At 41.4% G+C, this 14,642-nt stretch carries 17 protein-coding genes; 14 read left to right on the forward strand and 3 right to left on the reverse strand.

Features of this window, described 5'->3' with window-relative positions; genetic code table 11:
* Positions 1-4: 4 nt before the first annotated feature.
* From mnmG to AMR95_RS06475, 6 genes are all read left to right on the forward strand, one after another.
* Positions 5-1,891 (forward strand): tRNA uridine-5-carboxymethylaminomethyl(34) synthesis enzyme MnmG, encoded by a 1,887-nt coding sequence (mnmG, locus tag AMR95_RS06445; protein ID WP_058837882.1) that lies wholly within the window; start codon positions 5-7, stop codon positions 1,889-1,891.
* A gap of 13 nt (positions 1,892-1,904) precedes the next feature.
* Entirely contained in the window at positions 1,905-2,624 is a 720-nt protein-coding gene (gene rsmG, locus AMR95_RS06450) for a 16S rRNA (guanine(527)-N(7))-methyltransferase RsmG (RefSeq protein ID WP_024424068.1), read from the forward strand.
* A gap of 105 nt (positions 2,625-2,729) precedes the next feature.
* Complete coding sequence (gene noc / locus AMR95_RS06455) at positions 2,730-3,605, forward strand: nucleoid occlusion protein (protein WP_039182930.1); 876 nt, start codon at positions 2,730-2,732, stop codon at positions 3,603-3,605.
* A 127-nt stretch (positions 3,606-3,732) separates the two neighbouring features.
* Positions 3,733-4,560, forward strand: coding sequence for an orthopoxovirus pf05708 family protein (locus AMR95_RS06460; protein ID WP_058837888.1), 828 nt, complete (start codon positions 3,733-3,735; stop codon positions 4,558-4,560).
* Positions 4,561-4,795: 235 nt separating this feature from the next.
* Positions 4,796-5,557, forward strand: a complete 762-nt coding sequence (soj, locus tag AMR95_RS06470; protein WP_008360890.1) for a sporulation initiation inhibitor protein Soj — start codon at positions 4,796-4,798, stop codon at positions 5,555-5,557.
* Positions 5,550-6,404: a ParB/RepB/Spo0J family partition protein gene (locus AMR95_RS06475; protein WP_058837884.1), complete on the forward strand. Its 855-nt coding sequence runs from the start codon at positions 5,550-5,552 to the stop codon at positions 6,402-6,404. Before soj ends, AMR95_RS06475 begins: the two co-directional genes overlap by 8 nt.
* A gap of 25 nt (positions 6,405-6,429) precedes the next feature.
* Here the strand turns inward: AMR95_RS06475 and yyaC are convergent, their stop codons facing one another.
* Positions 6,430-7,056 (reverse strand): spore protease YyaC, encoded by a 627-nt coding sequence (gene yyaC, locus AMR95_RS06480; RefSeq protein ID WP_058837885.1) that lies wholly within the window; start codon positions 7,054-7,056, stop codon positions 6,430-6,432.
* 72 nt (positions 7,057-7,128) lie between these two features.
* Between yyaC and AMR95_RS06485 the strand changes: the two genes are divergently transcribed.
* Entirely contained in the window at positions 7,129-8,184 is a 1,056-nt protein-coding gene (locus AMR95_RS06485) for a YkvI family membrane protein (protein WP_080967203.1), read from the forward strand.
* A 25-nt stretch (positions 8,185-8,209) separates the two neighbouring features.
* Here AMR95_RS06485 and AMR95_RS06490 read toward each other — a convergent pair whose 3' ends face one another.
* Together AMR95_RS06490 and AMR95_RS06495 are read right to left on the reverse strand one after the other, a co-directional pair.
* On the reverse strand, positions 8,210-8,620 hold the full coding sequence (locus tag AMR95_RS06490) for a hypothetical protein (protein ID WP_039182926.1): 411 nt from the start codon (positions 8,618-8,620) through the stop codon (positions 8,210-8,212).
* A gap of 15 nt (positions 8,621-8,635) precedes the next feature.
* On the reverse strand, positions 8,636-9,955 hold the full coding sequence (locus AMR95_RS06495; protein ID WP_058837886.1) for a hypothetical protein: 1,320 nt from the start codon (positions 9,953-9,955) through the stop codon (positions 8,636-8,638).
* 294 nt (positions 9,956-10,249) lie between these two features.
* Here AMR95_RS06495 and AMR95_RS06500 point away from each other — a divergent pair, with 294 nt between their 5' ends.
* The 7 genes from AMR95_RS06500 to AMR95_RS06530 all read left to right on the forward strand — a co-directional run.
* Positions 10,250-10,456, forward strand: coding sequence for a DUF951 domain-containing protein (locus AMR95_RS06500; RefSeq protein ID WP_025093670.1), 207 nt, complete (start codon positions 10,250-10,252; stop codon positions 10,454-10,456).
* Between the two features lie 217 nt (positions 10,457-10,673).
* Entirely contained in the window at positions 10,674-11,774 is a 1,101-nt protein-coding gene (gene ychF, locus AMR95_RS06505) for a redox-regulated ATPase YchF (RefSeq protein WP_058837887.1), read from the forward strand.
* Positions 11,775-11,882: 108 nt separating this feature from the next.
* Positions 11,883-12,170 (forward strand): 30S ribosomal protein S6, encoded by a 288-nt coding sequence (gene rpsF / locus AMR95_RS06510; RefSeq protein WP_024424058.1) that lies wholly within the window; start codon positions 11,883-11,885, stop codon positions 12,168-12,170.
* A gap of 36 nt (positions 12,171-12,206) precedes the next feature.
* The gene (gene ssbA / locus AMR95_RS06515; RefSeq protein WP_007497456.1) at positions 12,207-12,749 is read left to right on the forward strand and encodes a single-stranded DNA-binding protein SsbA; all 543 of its coding nucleotides are present in this window, start codon (positions 12,207-12,209) and stop codon (positions 12,747-12,749) included.
* Between the two features lie 40 nt (positions 12,750-12,789).
* Entirely contained in the window at positions 12,790-13,029 is a 240-nt protein-coding gene (rpsR, locus tag AMR95_RS06520; RefSeq protein ID WP_008359105.1) for a 30S ribosomal protein S18, read from the forward strand.
* Between the two features lie 203 nt (positions 13,030-13,232).
* Complete coding sequence (locus tag AMR95_RS06525) at positions 13,233-14,198, forward strand: ABC transporter ATP-binding protein (RefSeq protein WP_039182918.1); 966 nt, start codon at positions 13,233-13,235, stop codon at positions 14,196-14,198.
* A partial coding sequence (locus AMR95_RS06530; protein ID WP_156414535.1) for an ABC transporter permease occupies positions 14,191-14,642 on the forward strand: 452 nt, incomplete at its 3' end. The genes AMR95_RS06525 and AMR95_RS06530, both read left to right, overlap by 8 nt.

Genomic DNA, 14,642 nt, shown 5'->3' on the forward strand with positions numbered 1-14,642 from the left:
AGAAATGGGTTATGAAGCTGGCAATTATGACGTAATCGTCGTGGGTGCCGGTCATGCTGGAGTTGAGGCTGCTCTTGCATCTGCAAGACAGGGCGCCAAAACACTTGTATTGACTATCAACCTCGATATGGTTGCTTTTATGCCATGTAATCCGTCCGTAGGCGGCCCCGCAAAAGGGATTGTCGTCAGAGAAATTGATGCTCTAGGCGGAGAAATGGCACGAAATATAGATAAGACGCATATTCAAATGCGCATGCTGAATACGGGGAAAGGACCTGCTGTCCGTGCGTTAAGAGCGCAAGCAGATAAGTTCCAATATCAGCATGAAATGAAAAAAACAATGGAAAATGAACCAAACCTGACAATGCTGCAAGGTATGGTAGATCATTTAATTGTAGAAGATGATGAATGTAAAGGTGTTGTTACTCAAACAGGGGCGAACTATCGTGCGAAGTCTGTTGTATTAACAACAGGGACTTTCTTGAAAGGCCGCATTATTTTAGGAGACCTTTCGTATTCAAGCGGTCCAAATAACCAGCAGCCTTCTATTAAATTATCGGATCATTTAGCAGAACTAGGATTTGATTTGGTTCGTTTTAAAACAGGAACACCTCCTCGAGTGAATAGTCACTCGATTGACTATAGTAAAACAGAAATTCAACCAGGTGATGATGTCCCGCGGGCATTCTCCTATGAAACGGTTGAATATATTACTGACCAGCTGCCATGCTGGCTAACATACACGAGTTTAGAGACTCATCAAATAATTGATGAGAATCTACACCGTTCTCCAATGTATTCAGGTATGATTAAAGGAACTGGCCCTAGATACTGCCCGTCCATCGAAGATAAAGTGGTGCGTTTCAATGATAAACCGAGACATCAAATTTTCTTAGAGCCAGAAGGTCGTAATACACAGGAAGTTTATGTTCAAGGATTGTCTACAAGTCTTCCTGAGGATGTACAGCAGCGCATGCTTTCAACCATCCCAGGACTCGAGAATGTACAAATGATGAGAGCGGGTTATGCCATCGAGTATGATGCGATTGTACCTACTCAATTGTGGCCTACACTTGAGACGAAGAAAATTTCTGGATTATATACAGCCGGCCAAATTAATGGTACGTCCGGTTATGAGGAAGCAGCAGGTCAAGGGATTATGGCAGGTATTAATGCAGGAAGAAAAGCATTAGGTAAAGAAGAAGTCATTTTAAGCCGATCTGATGCATATATCGGTGTTCTCATCGATGACCTTGTCACAAAAGGAACAAATGAACCGTACCGTCTCTTGACATCACGTGCTGAGTATCGTCTACTTCTACGTCATGACAATGCTGATTTAAGATTAACTGAACTTGGGTATCAAATTGGATTAATTTCTGAAGAAAGATTCCAGTCATTCCAGCAGAAAAAAGAAGCCATCGAAGCAGAGAAAAAACGTTTATATTCTGTCATCATTAAACCAACAGCAGAGACTCAAGAATTTATTCGTTCACTCGGTGGAAGTGAGCTGAAGGACGGTATTCGTGCAAGCGATTTGATGAAGCGTCCAGAAATGAACTATGAATCTGTTGTGAAATTAGCTCCTGCTGCAACACCGCTTCCTTCTGATGTGTGTGAGCAGGTAGAGATTCAAATTAAATACGAAGGTTATATTGAAAAGTCACTCCAGCAAGTTGAAAAACTGAAAAAGATGGAGAACAAAAAGATTCCTGATCGAATTGATTATGACGCCATCAAAGGAATTGCAACTGAAGCGAAACAAAAGCTGAAAGAAGTCCGACCGCTTTCTGTTGCACAGGCTTCTCGTATTTCAGGCGTTAACCCTGCTGATATTTCTATCCTTTTAGTATATTTAGAGCAGGGGCGTATTGCGAAGATAGCAGAATAGAAAGGATGTCGGCATGAACATTGAACAATTTACAGCGGCACTAGAGGAGAAAGGGATCACTCTTTCTCCTGTGCAGCTTGAACAATTTGAAACCTACTTCCGCATGCTTGTAGAATGGAACGAGAAAATGAATTTAACGTCCATTACTGAAAAGGAAGAAGTGTATTTAAAGCATTTTTATGATTCAATATCAGCAGCATTTTTTATTGATTTTCACAAAGTGACGACGATTTGTGATATTGGAGCTGGTGCTGGTTTTCCAAGCATTCCTCTTAAAATTTGTTTCCCTCATCTACATGTGACCATTGTTGATTCTCTTCAGAAACGAATTACGTTTCTCAATGAGTTAGCAAAAGGATTAAACTTACAAGATACTACTTTTTATCATGATCGTGCGGAAACGTTTGGACAACGTAAGGAAAAGCGTGAAAGCTATGATCTTGTCACTGCTAGAGCAGTTGCACGTTTATCTGTCTTGAGCGAACTTTGTCTGCCTCTAGTGAAAAAGGAAGGATTGTTTGTTGCCTTAAAAGCATCTGCCGCTGACGAAGAAATGCAAGCAGGGAAAAAAGCCGTCACAGTCCTCGGAGGAGAGGTTGTTGAGAAGCATTCCTTTGTTCTGCCTTTAGAAGAAAGCGAACGGAACATCATTGTCATTGAAAAGAAAAAGCAAACACCAAAAAAATATCCTAGAAAACCAGGAACACCTAATAAATCACCAATAGAAGGTTGATCATGTAAAAGGTCGGTTTTTCTTCAATATTTATGATTTTACAGAAGGAAAAAACATGAGAAAATAGAATTATAAAAAGGTAGTTTTTAAAGGTGGTGTAGGTTCATGAAGCATTCACTCTCACGCTTCTTCGGGCTTGGTGACAAAGAACATCCTGAGCGTGAAACCGAAATAGAGGCAGAGATTGCTGAGCATGATACATTAAAGGAAGAGATACAGGAGCTCCCGGTCGACACAATTATGCCAAACCGTTTTCAGCCACGCACCATTTTTTCAGAAGAAAAGATACAAGAGCTGGCCACGACGATTCATACCCATGGCATTATCCAACCGATTGTTGTTAGACCAACAGAAGAAGAAGGAAAATATGAACTGATCGCCGGCGAAAGACGTTGGAGAGCGGTACAGACTCTTCAATGGGAGAAAATCCCCGCTATTATAAAAGATTTTACTGATACGGAAACGGCATCTGTGGCATTGATTGAAAATTTGCAAAGAGAAGAGCTGTCTGCTATTGAGGAGGCTCATGCTTATGCACGTCTTTTAGAGCTCCATGATTTAACACAAGAGGCGCTTGCTCAGCGTTTAGGCAAGGGACAATCAACTGTTGCAAACAAATTAAGACTTTTAAAGTTGCCTGAAGAGGTACAACAAGCCATTTTAGAGAAAAAAATCTCTGAAAGGCATGCACGTTCACTTGTGCCCCTAAAGCTTCCAGAATTACAAATCGCGCTATTACAGGAAATCATCGAAAAGCAGCTGAATGTGAAACAGACTGAAGAGCGTGTAGTGAAGATGCTTGAACAAAAAACAGATCGCAAACCGAAGCCAAAACGTAAGGCGTTTAGTCGTGATACACGAATTGCGATGAATACCATTCGTCAGTCTCTCCACATGGTAGAAGACAGCGGACTTAAGATAAATACCGAGGAAGAAGAGTTTGAGGAATATATCCAATTAACAATTCGAATCCCTAAATAGAAAAAAGCTGATGAGCGCCACTCGTCAGCTTTTTTTTGTCTTATTTCTAGCACACATTCAATATACATTATATTTATAAATTGGTAAAATATGATTTTAGAAGTGTAAAGGAGGTGACAACTACTTGATGAAAATGAAGAAGACTACTTTCGCCATTATTTGTTATTTACTATTTTCTTTTTCTCTTTTTTCAAATGAAGCGACAATATACGCTGTGAAATCGTCAACGGCTCATCATGCGGATGAAAGTTTGATGACCAACGAAGAATTGAACGTTCTGAAGGAGCAAGGTGCTGTTTCTAAAGATGTGACTGTACAGCAATTCAATCAAGACTATGTGTCTTCCGACGATTCGATCGACTTGATTACAGCTGACGATGATTTGAAGAACTATGGATTACGACAAAATAAGCAGGATGAGCTGGTGACGGATGAGAAGCCGCACACCCTCAAGCTCCTTTTAGGAAAGCCGTATCCTGGTACCGATATTATCCCTAAAAAAGGAGATATTTTGGTGACAACCACTGATGCTGTGAAGGGGTTGGTTGGACATGCAGGTATCGTCATTAATGAGAAAAGCTATGCTTCTATTCCAGGGTTACGGCAGCATCCGCAACTAGATTCCATTCATAACTGGTTTCGCTATAGTGCCAATACAAAGGCAATTCGGATTAATCAAGAGGAAAAGGCAGATTTAGCAGGAGAATGGGCACACGATTATGTGAAAGGTCATCCGAAGGCTCGCTACTCGATCACCATGTCCATTCAATCACTGGATCCGACTTATTGTTCAAAGATTGTGTGGCAGGCCTATGGCAAAACAGGGGACGCATTGGGACATGCGAACTTTACCATTAAGACACCCTACGGATTTTTAAAAAAGAAAAGCTATAAAACAGTAACTCCTAAGGTCATTGTGAGTGAAGGCCGTAAAATAGGTGAATTAAACTTTTGACATGTGACCCTCACTTTTGATGAAAGTGAGGGTTTTGAGCATGTCTATTTCTTGAAAAAACTATATCAATATACTTTTTGGGTGTGTTTTCATTCATCCTTTTATGTACGAAAAGGCACATTCACCGACGAATTTATAATAGGGAAACAAAAAAAGCAAACGTTTCATACTTTTTTTGATAGAATAGGAAGTATGAATGAATGAGAAACTTGTTAAGTTGAAAGTGGGTGACATCGTGGGAAAAATCATAGCGATTACCAACCAGAAAGGCGGCGTCGGGAAGACGACAACTTCTGTTAATTTGGGTGCGTGTTTAGCATACATAGGCAAACGAGTGTTGTTAGTTGATATTGATCCGCAGGGCAATGCCACGAGTGGTATTGGGATTGAGAAGGCCGACGTAGAGAAGTGTGTGTACGATATTTTAGTTGATGATGCAGATGTTCTTGATGTGATTAAGACGACAGAGGTCGAGAATCTTGATGTCATTCCTGCGACGATACAGCTTGCAGGGGCTGAAATAGAGCTTGTGCCTACAATCTCACGTGAAGTGAGGCTGAAGAGAGCACTTGAATCTGTTAAGCAGAATTATGATTATATGATTATTGACTGCCCGCCATCACTTGGACTACTGACGATTAATGCGTTAACTGCCTCTGATTCCGTTTTAATACCAGTTCAGTGCGAATATTATGCGCTTGAAGGATTGAGCCAATTGTTAAACACAGTTCGTCTCGTGCAGAAACATTTAAATACCGATTTAGCCATTGAAGGTGTCTTACTGACAATGCTTGATGCCAGAACAAATCTTGGGATTCAGGTTATCGAAGAAGTGAAGAAGTACTTTAGAGATAAAGTCTATCAAACCGTGATTCCTAGAAATGTGAGGCTGAGTGAAGCGCCAAGTCATGGAAAGCCGATTATCTTGTATGATCCACGTTCAAGAGGTGCAGATGTCTATTTAGACTTAGCAAAGGAAGTGGATGCGAATGGCTAAAGGTCTTGGAAAGGGTATTAATGCACTATTTAACAACGTAGACTCAAATGAAGAAACGGTTGAAGAAATCAAATTAAAGGATTTGCGCCCGAATCCGTATCAGCCAAGGAAAACGTTTGATGATGATGCGTTGTCTGATCTGAAAGAATCGATTCAGCAGCACGGTGTTTTACAGCCAATCATTGTTCGTAAATCGATTAAAGGATATGACATTGTAGCAGGAGAGCGCCGTTTTCGCGCGGCACAACAAGCTGGTCTGACAACAATTCCTGCGATCGTTCGAGAGTTTTCAGAAACGCTGATGAGAGAAATTGCCCTTTTAGAAAACCTGCAGCGCGAGGATCTATCTCCACTAGAGGAAGCCGAAGCGTATGCTTCCTTGCTGGATCATCTAAGTGTGACGCAAGAGGAATTAGCGAAGCGATTAGGGAAAAGCAGACCGCATATTGCGAACCATCTCCGTCTGTTGACTTTACCGGATGACATACAAAAGCTGATTGCAAATGGAACGTTATCAATGGGACATGGCCGGACATTGCTTAGCTTAAAAAACAAAAGGAAGCTGGCGCCTTTAGTAAAGAAAATCGTGGATGAGGGATTAAACGTACGCCAGGTTGAGAAACTTGTGCAGCAGTTAAACGAAAATGTTCCACGTGAAACAAAGAAAAAAGAAGCACCAAAGGATCGAGTGTTGAAAGAAAGAGAGTCCTTCTTACAGAACTACTTTGGTACTTCCGTGACGATCAAGAAACAGAAGAAAAAAGGGAAAATTGAGATTGAATTTCTCTCCAATGAAGATTTAGAAAGAATCCTTGAATTGCTTTCTACGAGGGAATCATCAGAGTGACCATCTTGATACAGGATGGTCTTTTTTATATTCGCCCAGTGATATTTTGAATAGGGGTGAAAAGAGACCGGCTTTTTTCTCTTGTCCAATCCATTTGGTCAATGTGAGATAGACTTTCAGAAAGTGTATTGGCCATAGACATGACTAGATGAAGACGTGTGTTTTGGAGAACGAAGTATTCCATGAAACCACTCACATTGACAATTCCATTAATATGAATATCTCCTACCTCTGGCAGTTCTTTTTGCACACCAGCCCCGGGCTTTAACGGTCCATCTCCAATTTGGAAGGAACCGACACTTTTCACTCTTCCTAAACAGGCATCAACCGCTACAATAAACGGGTGTTTATGAGCTTGTTCAATTTCAGCGAGTTTTTCTTTTAAATTGACTGCATGCACTGGATCAGAGAGTGTTCCATATACATGAAGCTTTTTCAAATTCAGACCTGAAAGCTTTGTACCAACAAGTGGACCTAGAGAGTCGCCGGTTGAGCGGTCTGTTCCAATACAAACGATGGCAACGGGTCTTTTTCCTGCTTTCTGAAGATGCGAGAATAAAATACTTTTAAGCTGTTGAATGGCATTTGTATCCGTATGGGACACGTATTCTTTCACCCTATTTCTAAAAAAAAGACCGTTCTTGCTATTCATAGGTCTCACTTCCTTGTCATAGTAGTTAGTAACAGTATACGGAAACAAGCTTAATTCTATACCTATGAGGTGATGATTGTGTGGAAGGCTGGTTCAAGGTGGACGCTTTTAATTTTAGGAAGCTTAATAGGAGCGGGATATGCTTCCGGCCAGGAAATTTGGCAGTTTTTTGGCATTGATAGCGGACTAGCCATTCTACTGTTTACATTGATGTTTATGCTGTCTACCTATGTGGTGTTAAAAATCAGTTATGAGGTGCGTGCCGATCACTTTGTACCAGTGCTGGAGCGGCTTGTCGGTCCATGGCTGGCTAAGGTGTATGACGTGTTAATTGTCCTTTATTTATTCACGACAACGACGGTCATGATTGCCGGCGGCGGGGTGACTCTTGAGATGTATCATGTGCCTTTTTGGATTGGTATCGGCGCGTTCTGTTTGTTTTCATTCATGATTTTTTTCTGGGATGTGAAAGGGCTTTTATCTGTGAATGCTTTCATTATACCAATTTTGGTGGCAGGGCTCATCTATGCGTTTGTTTTTTATTATATGAACCATGATCATATGTGGCGGATTGATTTTGGGCAGCAGTACAATTGGCCTGCCAGCATTGTCTTTGCTTCTTTGAATATACTATCCGTTGTGGCAGTGCTGTCTTCGGTTGGGAAAGAAATGAAGGGGCTTGGGGAAGCCAAAGTGGCGAGTATATTAAGCGGGCTCATTTTTGGTGTCATCTCGTATGTGTATAACGAAATACTGGTTGATATTTCTGGAAGCCTTTCAGCAGAGGGAATTCCTCTGTTTACAGTATTAGAAGGGGCGCCGGCGTCTTTGTTTGTATTTATGACGGTTGTCCTTTGTCTAGCCATTTATACGACGACGGCAGCAGGTTTATTTGGATTATCCAGCCGGATGCTTTCTTTTGTACGAATGCCCCGCTGGCTGGTTGTATTGGTAATGCTTCTTTTGATGGCACCTTTAACATCTCTTGGATTTGCTGATTTGATTGCTTTCTTGTATCCAATTTATAGTTTGTTGAATCTTTATTTGCTCGTCTGTTTAATGCTGTATCCGATTTTAAGTAAAAAGATATTTTCTCGCCCTAAAAATTATATTGATAAAATAAAATAAGCACCTCTCTTTTTAAGAGCTGTGCTTATTTGATCTGAATTGAATCAATAGCTTCTTTGATGTCATCGTAGACAGGCATTTGTTTAAGACGCTGGAGGCGATCCTCTAATTCAGAAATGGCCTGTCCCTTTAAATGCTGGGAAATGTGTTGTTTGACAATGGTCGTCTGGTTTATCATGTCTTCTGTTTTAGCCAACTGATACTCCAAGTGCACGCGTGTATTTGCTAATTCGTCGTGCAGCCGCATTTTGAGCAGCCGTTTTAAATCCTTACGCTGTCCTTCTCTGCGCATGGCCTGAATGGCGGCAATTTCTTCAGGAGACTGTGTTTGTGTGTGGGGTGCCGATTGATTTTCAAATACAGACATGGAGCGGCGGGCACTCACATTTTGCAAGAAACGCTGGGCGTCACTAGGAGGTTTATTTTGATTGATCATGCGATGACTCCTTTCTTAATGAATACCCATTTGCACCGCAAGGCGTCTATCTGCCTTGGCGTAGTCATCACCCATTGTGTACATATGTCTTGAAAGGGTAGAAAGCTCTTGTTCGTAATCTCTCAGGGTGTACAAGGCATTCAGTTGTTTTTCGTGTGAATAAAAGGAGGAATGGGTCTGTTCCATTCTCACTTCCTCTACGAGTGCTTCCACATCACTATGACTTAATAAATCATAGTGGCCAAAGCCGACGAGTCCTTTGAGCTCTTGTTTTACATGATGAACGGCGTCTTTTACGCTTTCATCAATTCCATCGATTTTTTCAAATACAGTGTGTACTTCATGTTCAATAATACTTTTCAGATCATAGGATGAATTTTTCAGTAAATGGGATTTTATAATAATTTCAAGTCCGCTTTGTGCATATGCACGTCCAGAATGAATTTCTTGCAGCAGCATGGCTGTAAAACTTGTATTATGATCAAGCTGTTCATCTAAAATACGGGAAGATCCATTCGGATGGAATGAATATCCATTTGCTTTAAATTCTCCTGAAACGAGAGCTAAAAAAGCATTTGTATCAAAGGATTCGTTCCATTCTATATTCATAGATGCAAAAGCTGATTTTAAAAAGGTGTCTATTTCTCTTTTTTTGTATTTAACGGATTCTTGGACTGAGCCTTGCTGCTTTGGCGGTACGGTGTACTTGACTTGTCCAACCCCTTGATCATGACGATTGAGTAAACCGACGTAATGACTAGGCTGAATATATTCAGTCAACATGTGTGTATATTGACCTTGCTGCGCCTTTTGCTGAATCGAAGGCGATAGACTGCTCCATATATTTGGGCTGTCAAAGGTGACGGCTTTTTTGACAGCTGGCTGTTCTGTTGCAACATAAGCACAAACAGCACCGGCAAGTGCTTGTCCAGTGAGATGGATACCTGCATTCGGATGCTTCTGACAGACTTTCTCTATGTATTCCTTCCCTTTAAAAAAGACATGTTCTTGATTGCTGTCAAGGGACTTTCTTTCAATTGGATAGGCATAATCTGTTTTGAGCAATGACTGTGCAGCGTTGTGTACATCTTGCTTAGATGTCACCGTCATTTGATGTGGCAGCGGACAGTGAAAAGCGACGATGAATTCGTCTGATTGTTCCGGCTGCATCGTTAAACCATATAATTTTTGATCGATTTTTAGAAAATCGTGGACAGTGAGTGTTTGCTGACCTATTTCTATCGTATGGTGCTGCTGGTAATTGTCGATATTTCCAGCATGATCGGATATGATTTTATATTCTTTATCAGTTAATCTATCCTTTCGATTGACCATCGTACCTGCTCCCTCACATAACATTTATGCAGATATCATAAATCAAAAAATATGGAAAAACCACCGCGTTCTACCAATAAAAACCTTTTGACCTACAGTGTTTGTGACAATATTGAAAAAAAGCGGAATTTAAGTAACTATTGGTCACAAATAAAATGATCTAAAAGAAGGGTTTTTTCTTTAAAAAAGAATAGGATGAACGATTGAAAGAGACTCTTTGTTTTGTGCATTGCCCTCCATCGCCGTTTTTTTGTACAATAGATGCAATGAAGTGAGCAAGAGAGGTGAAGGCTGATGGCAGACAAAGTGTTTGGGTTACATGATGTTGTTGAAATGAAAAAGCCCCATCCATGTGGTGCCAATCGGTGGAAGGTCATTCGTTTGGGCATGGATATCCGTATTAAATGTGAAGGCTGTGGACACAGCGTGATGATCCCAAGAAGAGATTTTGAACGAAAAATGAAGAAAATTCTCGTCAAGCATGAGGAGCCAACTGCGTAAGTAGGCCTCATGCTTTTTTTTATTAAATTTGTCTTTTTTACAGCAAAGCCAGGTGCAATTTCCCGTTTTGAAGCATTGATTTATTCTTTTTGACGATGTTTCTTCTATTGAAAATGCATGATGGTTAGCTTGTCTTTTCATGTAAACCTACTTATAATTGCTCTAGGTTCATATTACGCAGTATAACGAGCACGTTTGATATAGAGGAGATGAAAGAATGGCTTTAACAGCTGGTATTGTTGGCTTACCTAACGTCGGGAAGTCAACGCTATTTAATGCAATTACACAGGCTGGAGCGGAGTCTGCTAACTATCCGTTTTGTACCATTGATCCAAACGTCGGAATTGTAGAAGTTCCAGACGAGCGTTTACAAAAGCTAACAGAATTGGTGCAGCCGAAAAAGACAGTTCCCACTGCTTTCGAATTCACTGATATTGCGGGTATTGTCAAAGGTGCATCTAAAGGTGAAGGTTTAGGGAATAAATTCCTTTCTCATATTCGTCAAGTAGATGCGATTTGTCACGTGGTCAGAGCTTTTGCAGACGATAACATTACACACGTAGCTGGTAAGGTTGATCCTGTTGCAGATATTGAAACGATTAATCTCGAATTGATTTTGGCTGATTTAGAAACAGTTGAAAAGCGTTTAGCTCGTGTGAGCAAGCTTGCAAAACAAAAGGACAAGGAAGCAGTAGCTGAATTTGAGATTTTGTCGAAGCTAATGACCGCGTTTGAAGCTGGGAAATCGGCAAGATCTGTAGAATTTACAGATGAGCAGCAAAAGCTTGTGAAACAGCTCCATTTACTCACATCTAAACCAGTTCTTTATGTAGCAAACGTGAGTGAGGATGAAGTAGCGGATCATGACGGCAACGAATATGTGCAGCAAATCCGTGAGTTTGCTTCTGGTGAAAACGCTGAAGTCATCGTCGTTTGTGCGAAGATCGAGTCTGAAATTGCAGAGCTTGAAGGAGAAGAGAAGCAAATGTTCCTTGAAGAGCTTGGTATTAATGAGTCTGGGCTTGATCAGCTAATTAGAGCATCTTATTCTCTTCTAGGATTAGCTACGTATTTCACAGCAGGTGAGCAAGAGGTACGTGCTTGGACATTTAAAAAAGGAATGAAAGCGCCAGAATGTGCTGGAATCATCCACACAGACTTCGAGCGTGGATTTATTCGTGCTGAAACGGTTGCGTATGAGGATTTACTAGCTGGCGGAAGCATGTCTGCTGCTAAAGAAGCAGGGAAAGTTCGTCTAGAAGGTAAAGAATATGTAGTGAAAGATGGAGACGTCATTCATTTCCGTTTTAACGTATAGGTTCTTGTCATAGGCCAAGTGATTTGTTATAATATACAATTGTGAGTAATATAATTTATTGCTCCTTGCCCGTTTAGGGCCGCTTAGACCAAAAGGAGGTGCAATCAGATGAGAAAGTACGAAGTTATGTACATCATCCGCCCAACAGTTGACGATGAGGCTAAAAAAGCAGTTATCGAGCGTTTCAATAACGTGTTAACTTCTAACGGTGCGGAGATCACTGGAACAAAGGATTGGGGTAAACGTCGTCTTGCATACGAAATCAACGATTTCCGTGACGGTTTCTACCAAATCGTAAACGTTCAATCTGACGCTGCAGCAGTTCAAGAATTTGACCGCTTAGCTAAGATCAGTGACGATATCATTCGCCACATTGTTGTTAAAGAAGAAGTATAAATCATTGAAATATATATTTAAAGGTGGTCTTTCAATATGCTAAACCGTGTTGTATTGGTCGGAAGACTAACAAAAGACCCTGAGCTTCGCTACACGCCTAATGGTGCGGCTGTAGCCACGTTTACTCTAGCTGTGAATCGTACGTTTACGAATCAATCTGGAGAGCGTGAAGCCGATTTCATTAACTGTGTTACTTGGAGAAGACAAGCCGAGAACGTGGCTAATTTCTTGAAAAAAGGAAGTCTTGCCGGTGTAGACGGTCGTTTGCAGACAAGAAACTATGAAAATCAGCAAGGACAGCGTGTCTTCGTGACAGAAGTTCAAGCTGAAAGTGTTCAATTTCTTGAGCCTAAGAGCGGCGGTGCTGGTTCAGGTGGATACAGCGGCGGTGGCAATAGCGGAGGCCAGTATTATGGCGGCAGCCAAAACGATCAGAATCCATTTGGAAATGAACCAAGTCAAAATCCATATGGCAATCAAAACAACCAAAATCGTAATCAGGGAAATAGCTTCAATGATGACCCATTTGCGAACGATGGTAAACCGATTGACATCTCCGATGATGATTTGCCATTCTAATTGATCTGAAAAAATGACTAAAGGAAAGGTGTGAAAACAAATGGCAGGTGGACGCAGAGGCGGTCGTGCGAAACGTCGTAAAGTATGTTTCTTTACTTCTAACGGTATCACGCACATCGATTACAAAGATGTTGATCTTCTTAGAAAGTTTGTTTCTGAGCGTGGTAAAATTTTACCTCGTCGTGTAACAGGAACTAGCGCTAAGTATCAACGTAAATTGACATTAGCGATCAAAAGATCACGTCAAATGGCATTACTTCCATACGTTACTGGTGAGTAAGTCGTTGACTTAAAAAGCGGAGAGCCCCGAGCTCTTCGCTTTTTTTATTTGCCTCACTAAGAACCTCATCTATTTTTGCTAGAACTGTTTTTTGCAGTCAACCGAGGGGAAGTATGTTAAAGTGACAGTTTATTCTATACAAATATGAGGTTGATCTGTCATATTGGTAGTCTAGAAAATAATTGCAGTCAGGGCGTGGGAAGATGATTGAATTTAAAAAGGTATCGATGCAATTTTCTGATGAGCGCTATGCCGTTCAATCTGTTGATTTGGAGATTCAGCAAGGTGAGTTTTTTGTATTGATTGGACCTAGTGGCAGCGGGAAAACGACGACATTGAAAATGATCAATCGTCTCATTTCTTCAACAGAAGGTGAGATTTACATAAAAGGTCAAAAAATAAGTGATTATGATATGTATGAGCTGCGCTGGGATATCGGTTATGTTTTGCAGCAAATTGCGCTTTTTCCTCATATGACCATAGAAGAAAATATTGCTGTGGTGCCAGAGCTTAAACAATGGAGCCGGAATGAGACCAATCAGCGTGTCGATGAACTCATGTTGATGGTCGGGCTTGATCCTGCTATGTATCGTCATCGAAAGCCAGCAGAGCTTTCTGGTGGCCAGCAGCAGCGTGTCGGTGTGGCACGGGCACTTGCAGCTGATCCTGAGATTGTCCTGATGGATGAGCCTTTTAGTGCGTTAGATCCACTAACGAGGGAGAAATTGCAGGATGATCTGCTCGATTTGCAGCGTCGTATTCAAAAAACCATTGTTTTTGTGACGCATGATATGCAGGAAGCTATGAAGCTGGGTGATCGAATTTGTGTGATGAATGAAGGAAAAGTAGTGCAGATCGGACGTCCTGAGGAATTGGTTCAGCAACCAGCCAATGCCTTTGTACAGGAGTTTGTCTCAGGGGCTGCCCATCATGTAGGACATCAAGCATTTGAGCTGGAAACCTTGGCGCAACCGATGGCTCACGAAGCTCTTTTATCCTATGAGGCGGTCTCAGCACATGCCACACTGGATGAAGTCTTATCTCAATTGGCAAGGCACGAGGAATTGGCTGTAGAAAAGAATGGAGATCGGATAGGTCTAGTGAACCGTCAAGCAGTGATTCAGTTTTTAGCTGATTCTCCTAGAGAGAGGGGCGATTCACATGAATGATTGGATCCATGTGTTATGGGAACGAAAAGAACAATTGGGACACGCCTTACTTGAGCATATTCAAATTTCTTTTATTGCTTTATTTTTAGCGATTTTGATTGCCATTCCATTAGGTATCTATTTAACAAGGGTTCCAAAGCTAGCGGAGTGGGTCATCGGGGTGACGGCTGTCTTGCAAACAATTCCGTCGCTCGCACTGCTTGGCTTGCTGATTCCTCTCGTGGGGATTGGGCAAGTGCCTGCGATTATTGCGCTTGTGGTCTATGCCTTACTCCCTATTTTAAGAAATACATATACAGGCATTCAGGAGGTTGATCCTTCCCTGAGAGAAGCGGCGCTTGCTATGGGGATGAATCATCGCAAACGGTTATTAAAGGTGGAGCTCCCTCTTGCGATGCCAGTAATCATGGCGGGTATCCGAACCGGGATGGTTCTCATTGTGGG

It is taken from the genome of Bacillus sp. G1(2015b), assembly GCF_001482475.1.
In the GTDB taxonomy this organism is placed as follows: Bacteria; Bacillota; Bacilli; order Bacillales; family Bacillaceae; genus Bacillus; species Bacillus safensis.

Coding starts and splice junctions, on each gene's coding strand:
- ssbA (WP_007497456.1), top strand. CDS start 12,207: ATGCTAAACCGTGTTGTATTGGTCGGAAGACTAACAAAAGACCCTGAG.
- AMR95_RS06485 (WP_080967203.1), top strand. CDS start 7,129: ATGATTGTGTGGAAGGCTGGTTCAAGGTGGACGCTTTTAATTTTAGGA.
- rsmG (WP_024424068.1), top strand. CDS start 1,905: ATGAACATTGAACAATTTACAGCGGCACTAGAGGAGAAAGGGATCACT.
- noc (WP_039182930.1), top strand. CDS start 2,730: ATGAAGCATTCACTCTCACGCTTCTTCGGGCTTGGTGACAAAGAACAT.
- ychF (WP_058837887.1), top strand. CDS start 10,674: ATGGCTTTAACAGCTGGTATTGTTGGCTTACCTAACGTCGGGAAGTCA.
- rpsF (WP_024424058.1), top strand. CDS start 11,883: ATGAGAAAGTACGAAGTTATGTACATCATCCGCCCAACAGTTGACGAT.
- AMR95_RS06475 (WP_058837884.1), top strand. CDS start 5,550: ATGGCTAAAGGTCTTGGAAAGGGTATTAATGCACTATTTAACAACGTA.
- AMR95_RS06460 (WP_058837888.1), top strand. CDS start 3,733: ATGAAAATGAAGAAGACTACTTTCGCCATTATTTGTTATTTACTATTT.
- AMR95_RS06490 (WP_039182926.1), bottom strand. CDS start 8,620: ATGATCAATCAAAATAAACCTCCTAGTGACGCCCAGCGTTTCTTGCAA.
- yyaC (WP_058837885.1), bottom strand. CDS start 7,056: ATGAATAGCAAGAACGGTCTTTTTTTTAGAAATAGGGTGAAAGAATAC.
- AMR95_RS06495 (WP_058837886.1), bottom strand. CDS start 9,955: ATGGTCAATCGAAAGGATAGATTAACTGATAAAGAATATAAAATCATA.
- rpsR (WP_008359105.1), top strand. CDS start 12,790: ATGGCAGGTGGACGCAGAGGCGGTCGTGCGAAACGTCGTAAAGTATGT.
- AMR95_RS06525 (WP_039182918.1), top strand. CDS start 13,233: ATGATTGAATTTAAAAAGGTATCGATGCAATTTTCTGATGAGCGCTAT.
- mnmG (WP_058837882.1), top strand. CDS start 5: ATGGGTTATGAAGCTGGCAATTATGACGTAATCGTCGTGGGTGCCGGT.
- AMR95_RS06500 (WP_025093670.1), top strand. CDS start 10,250: ATGGCAGACAAAGTGTTTGGGTTACATGATGTTGTTGAAATGAAAAAG.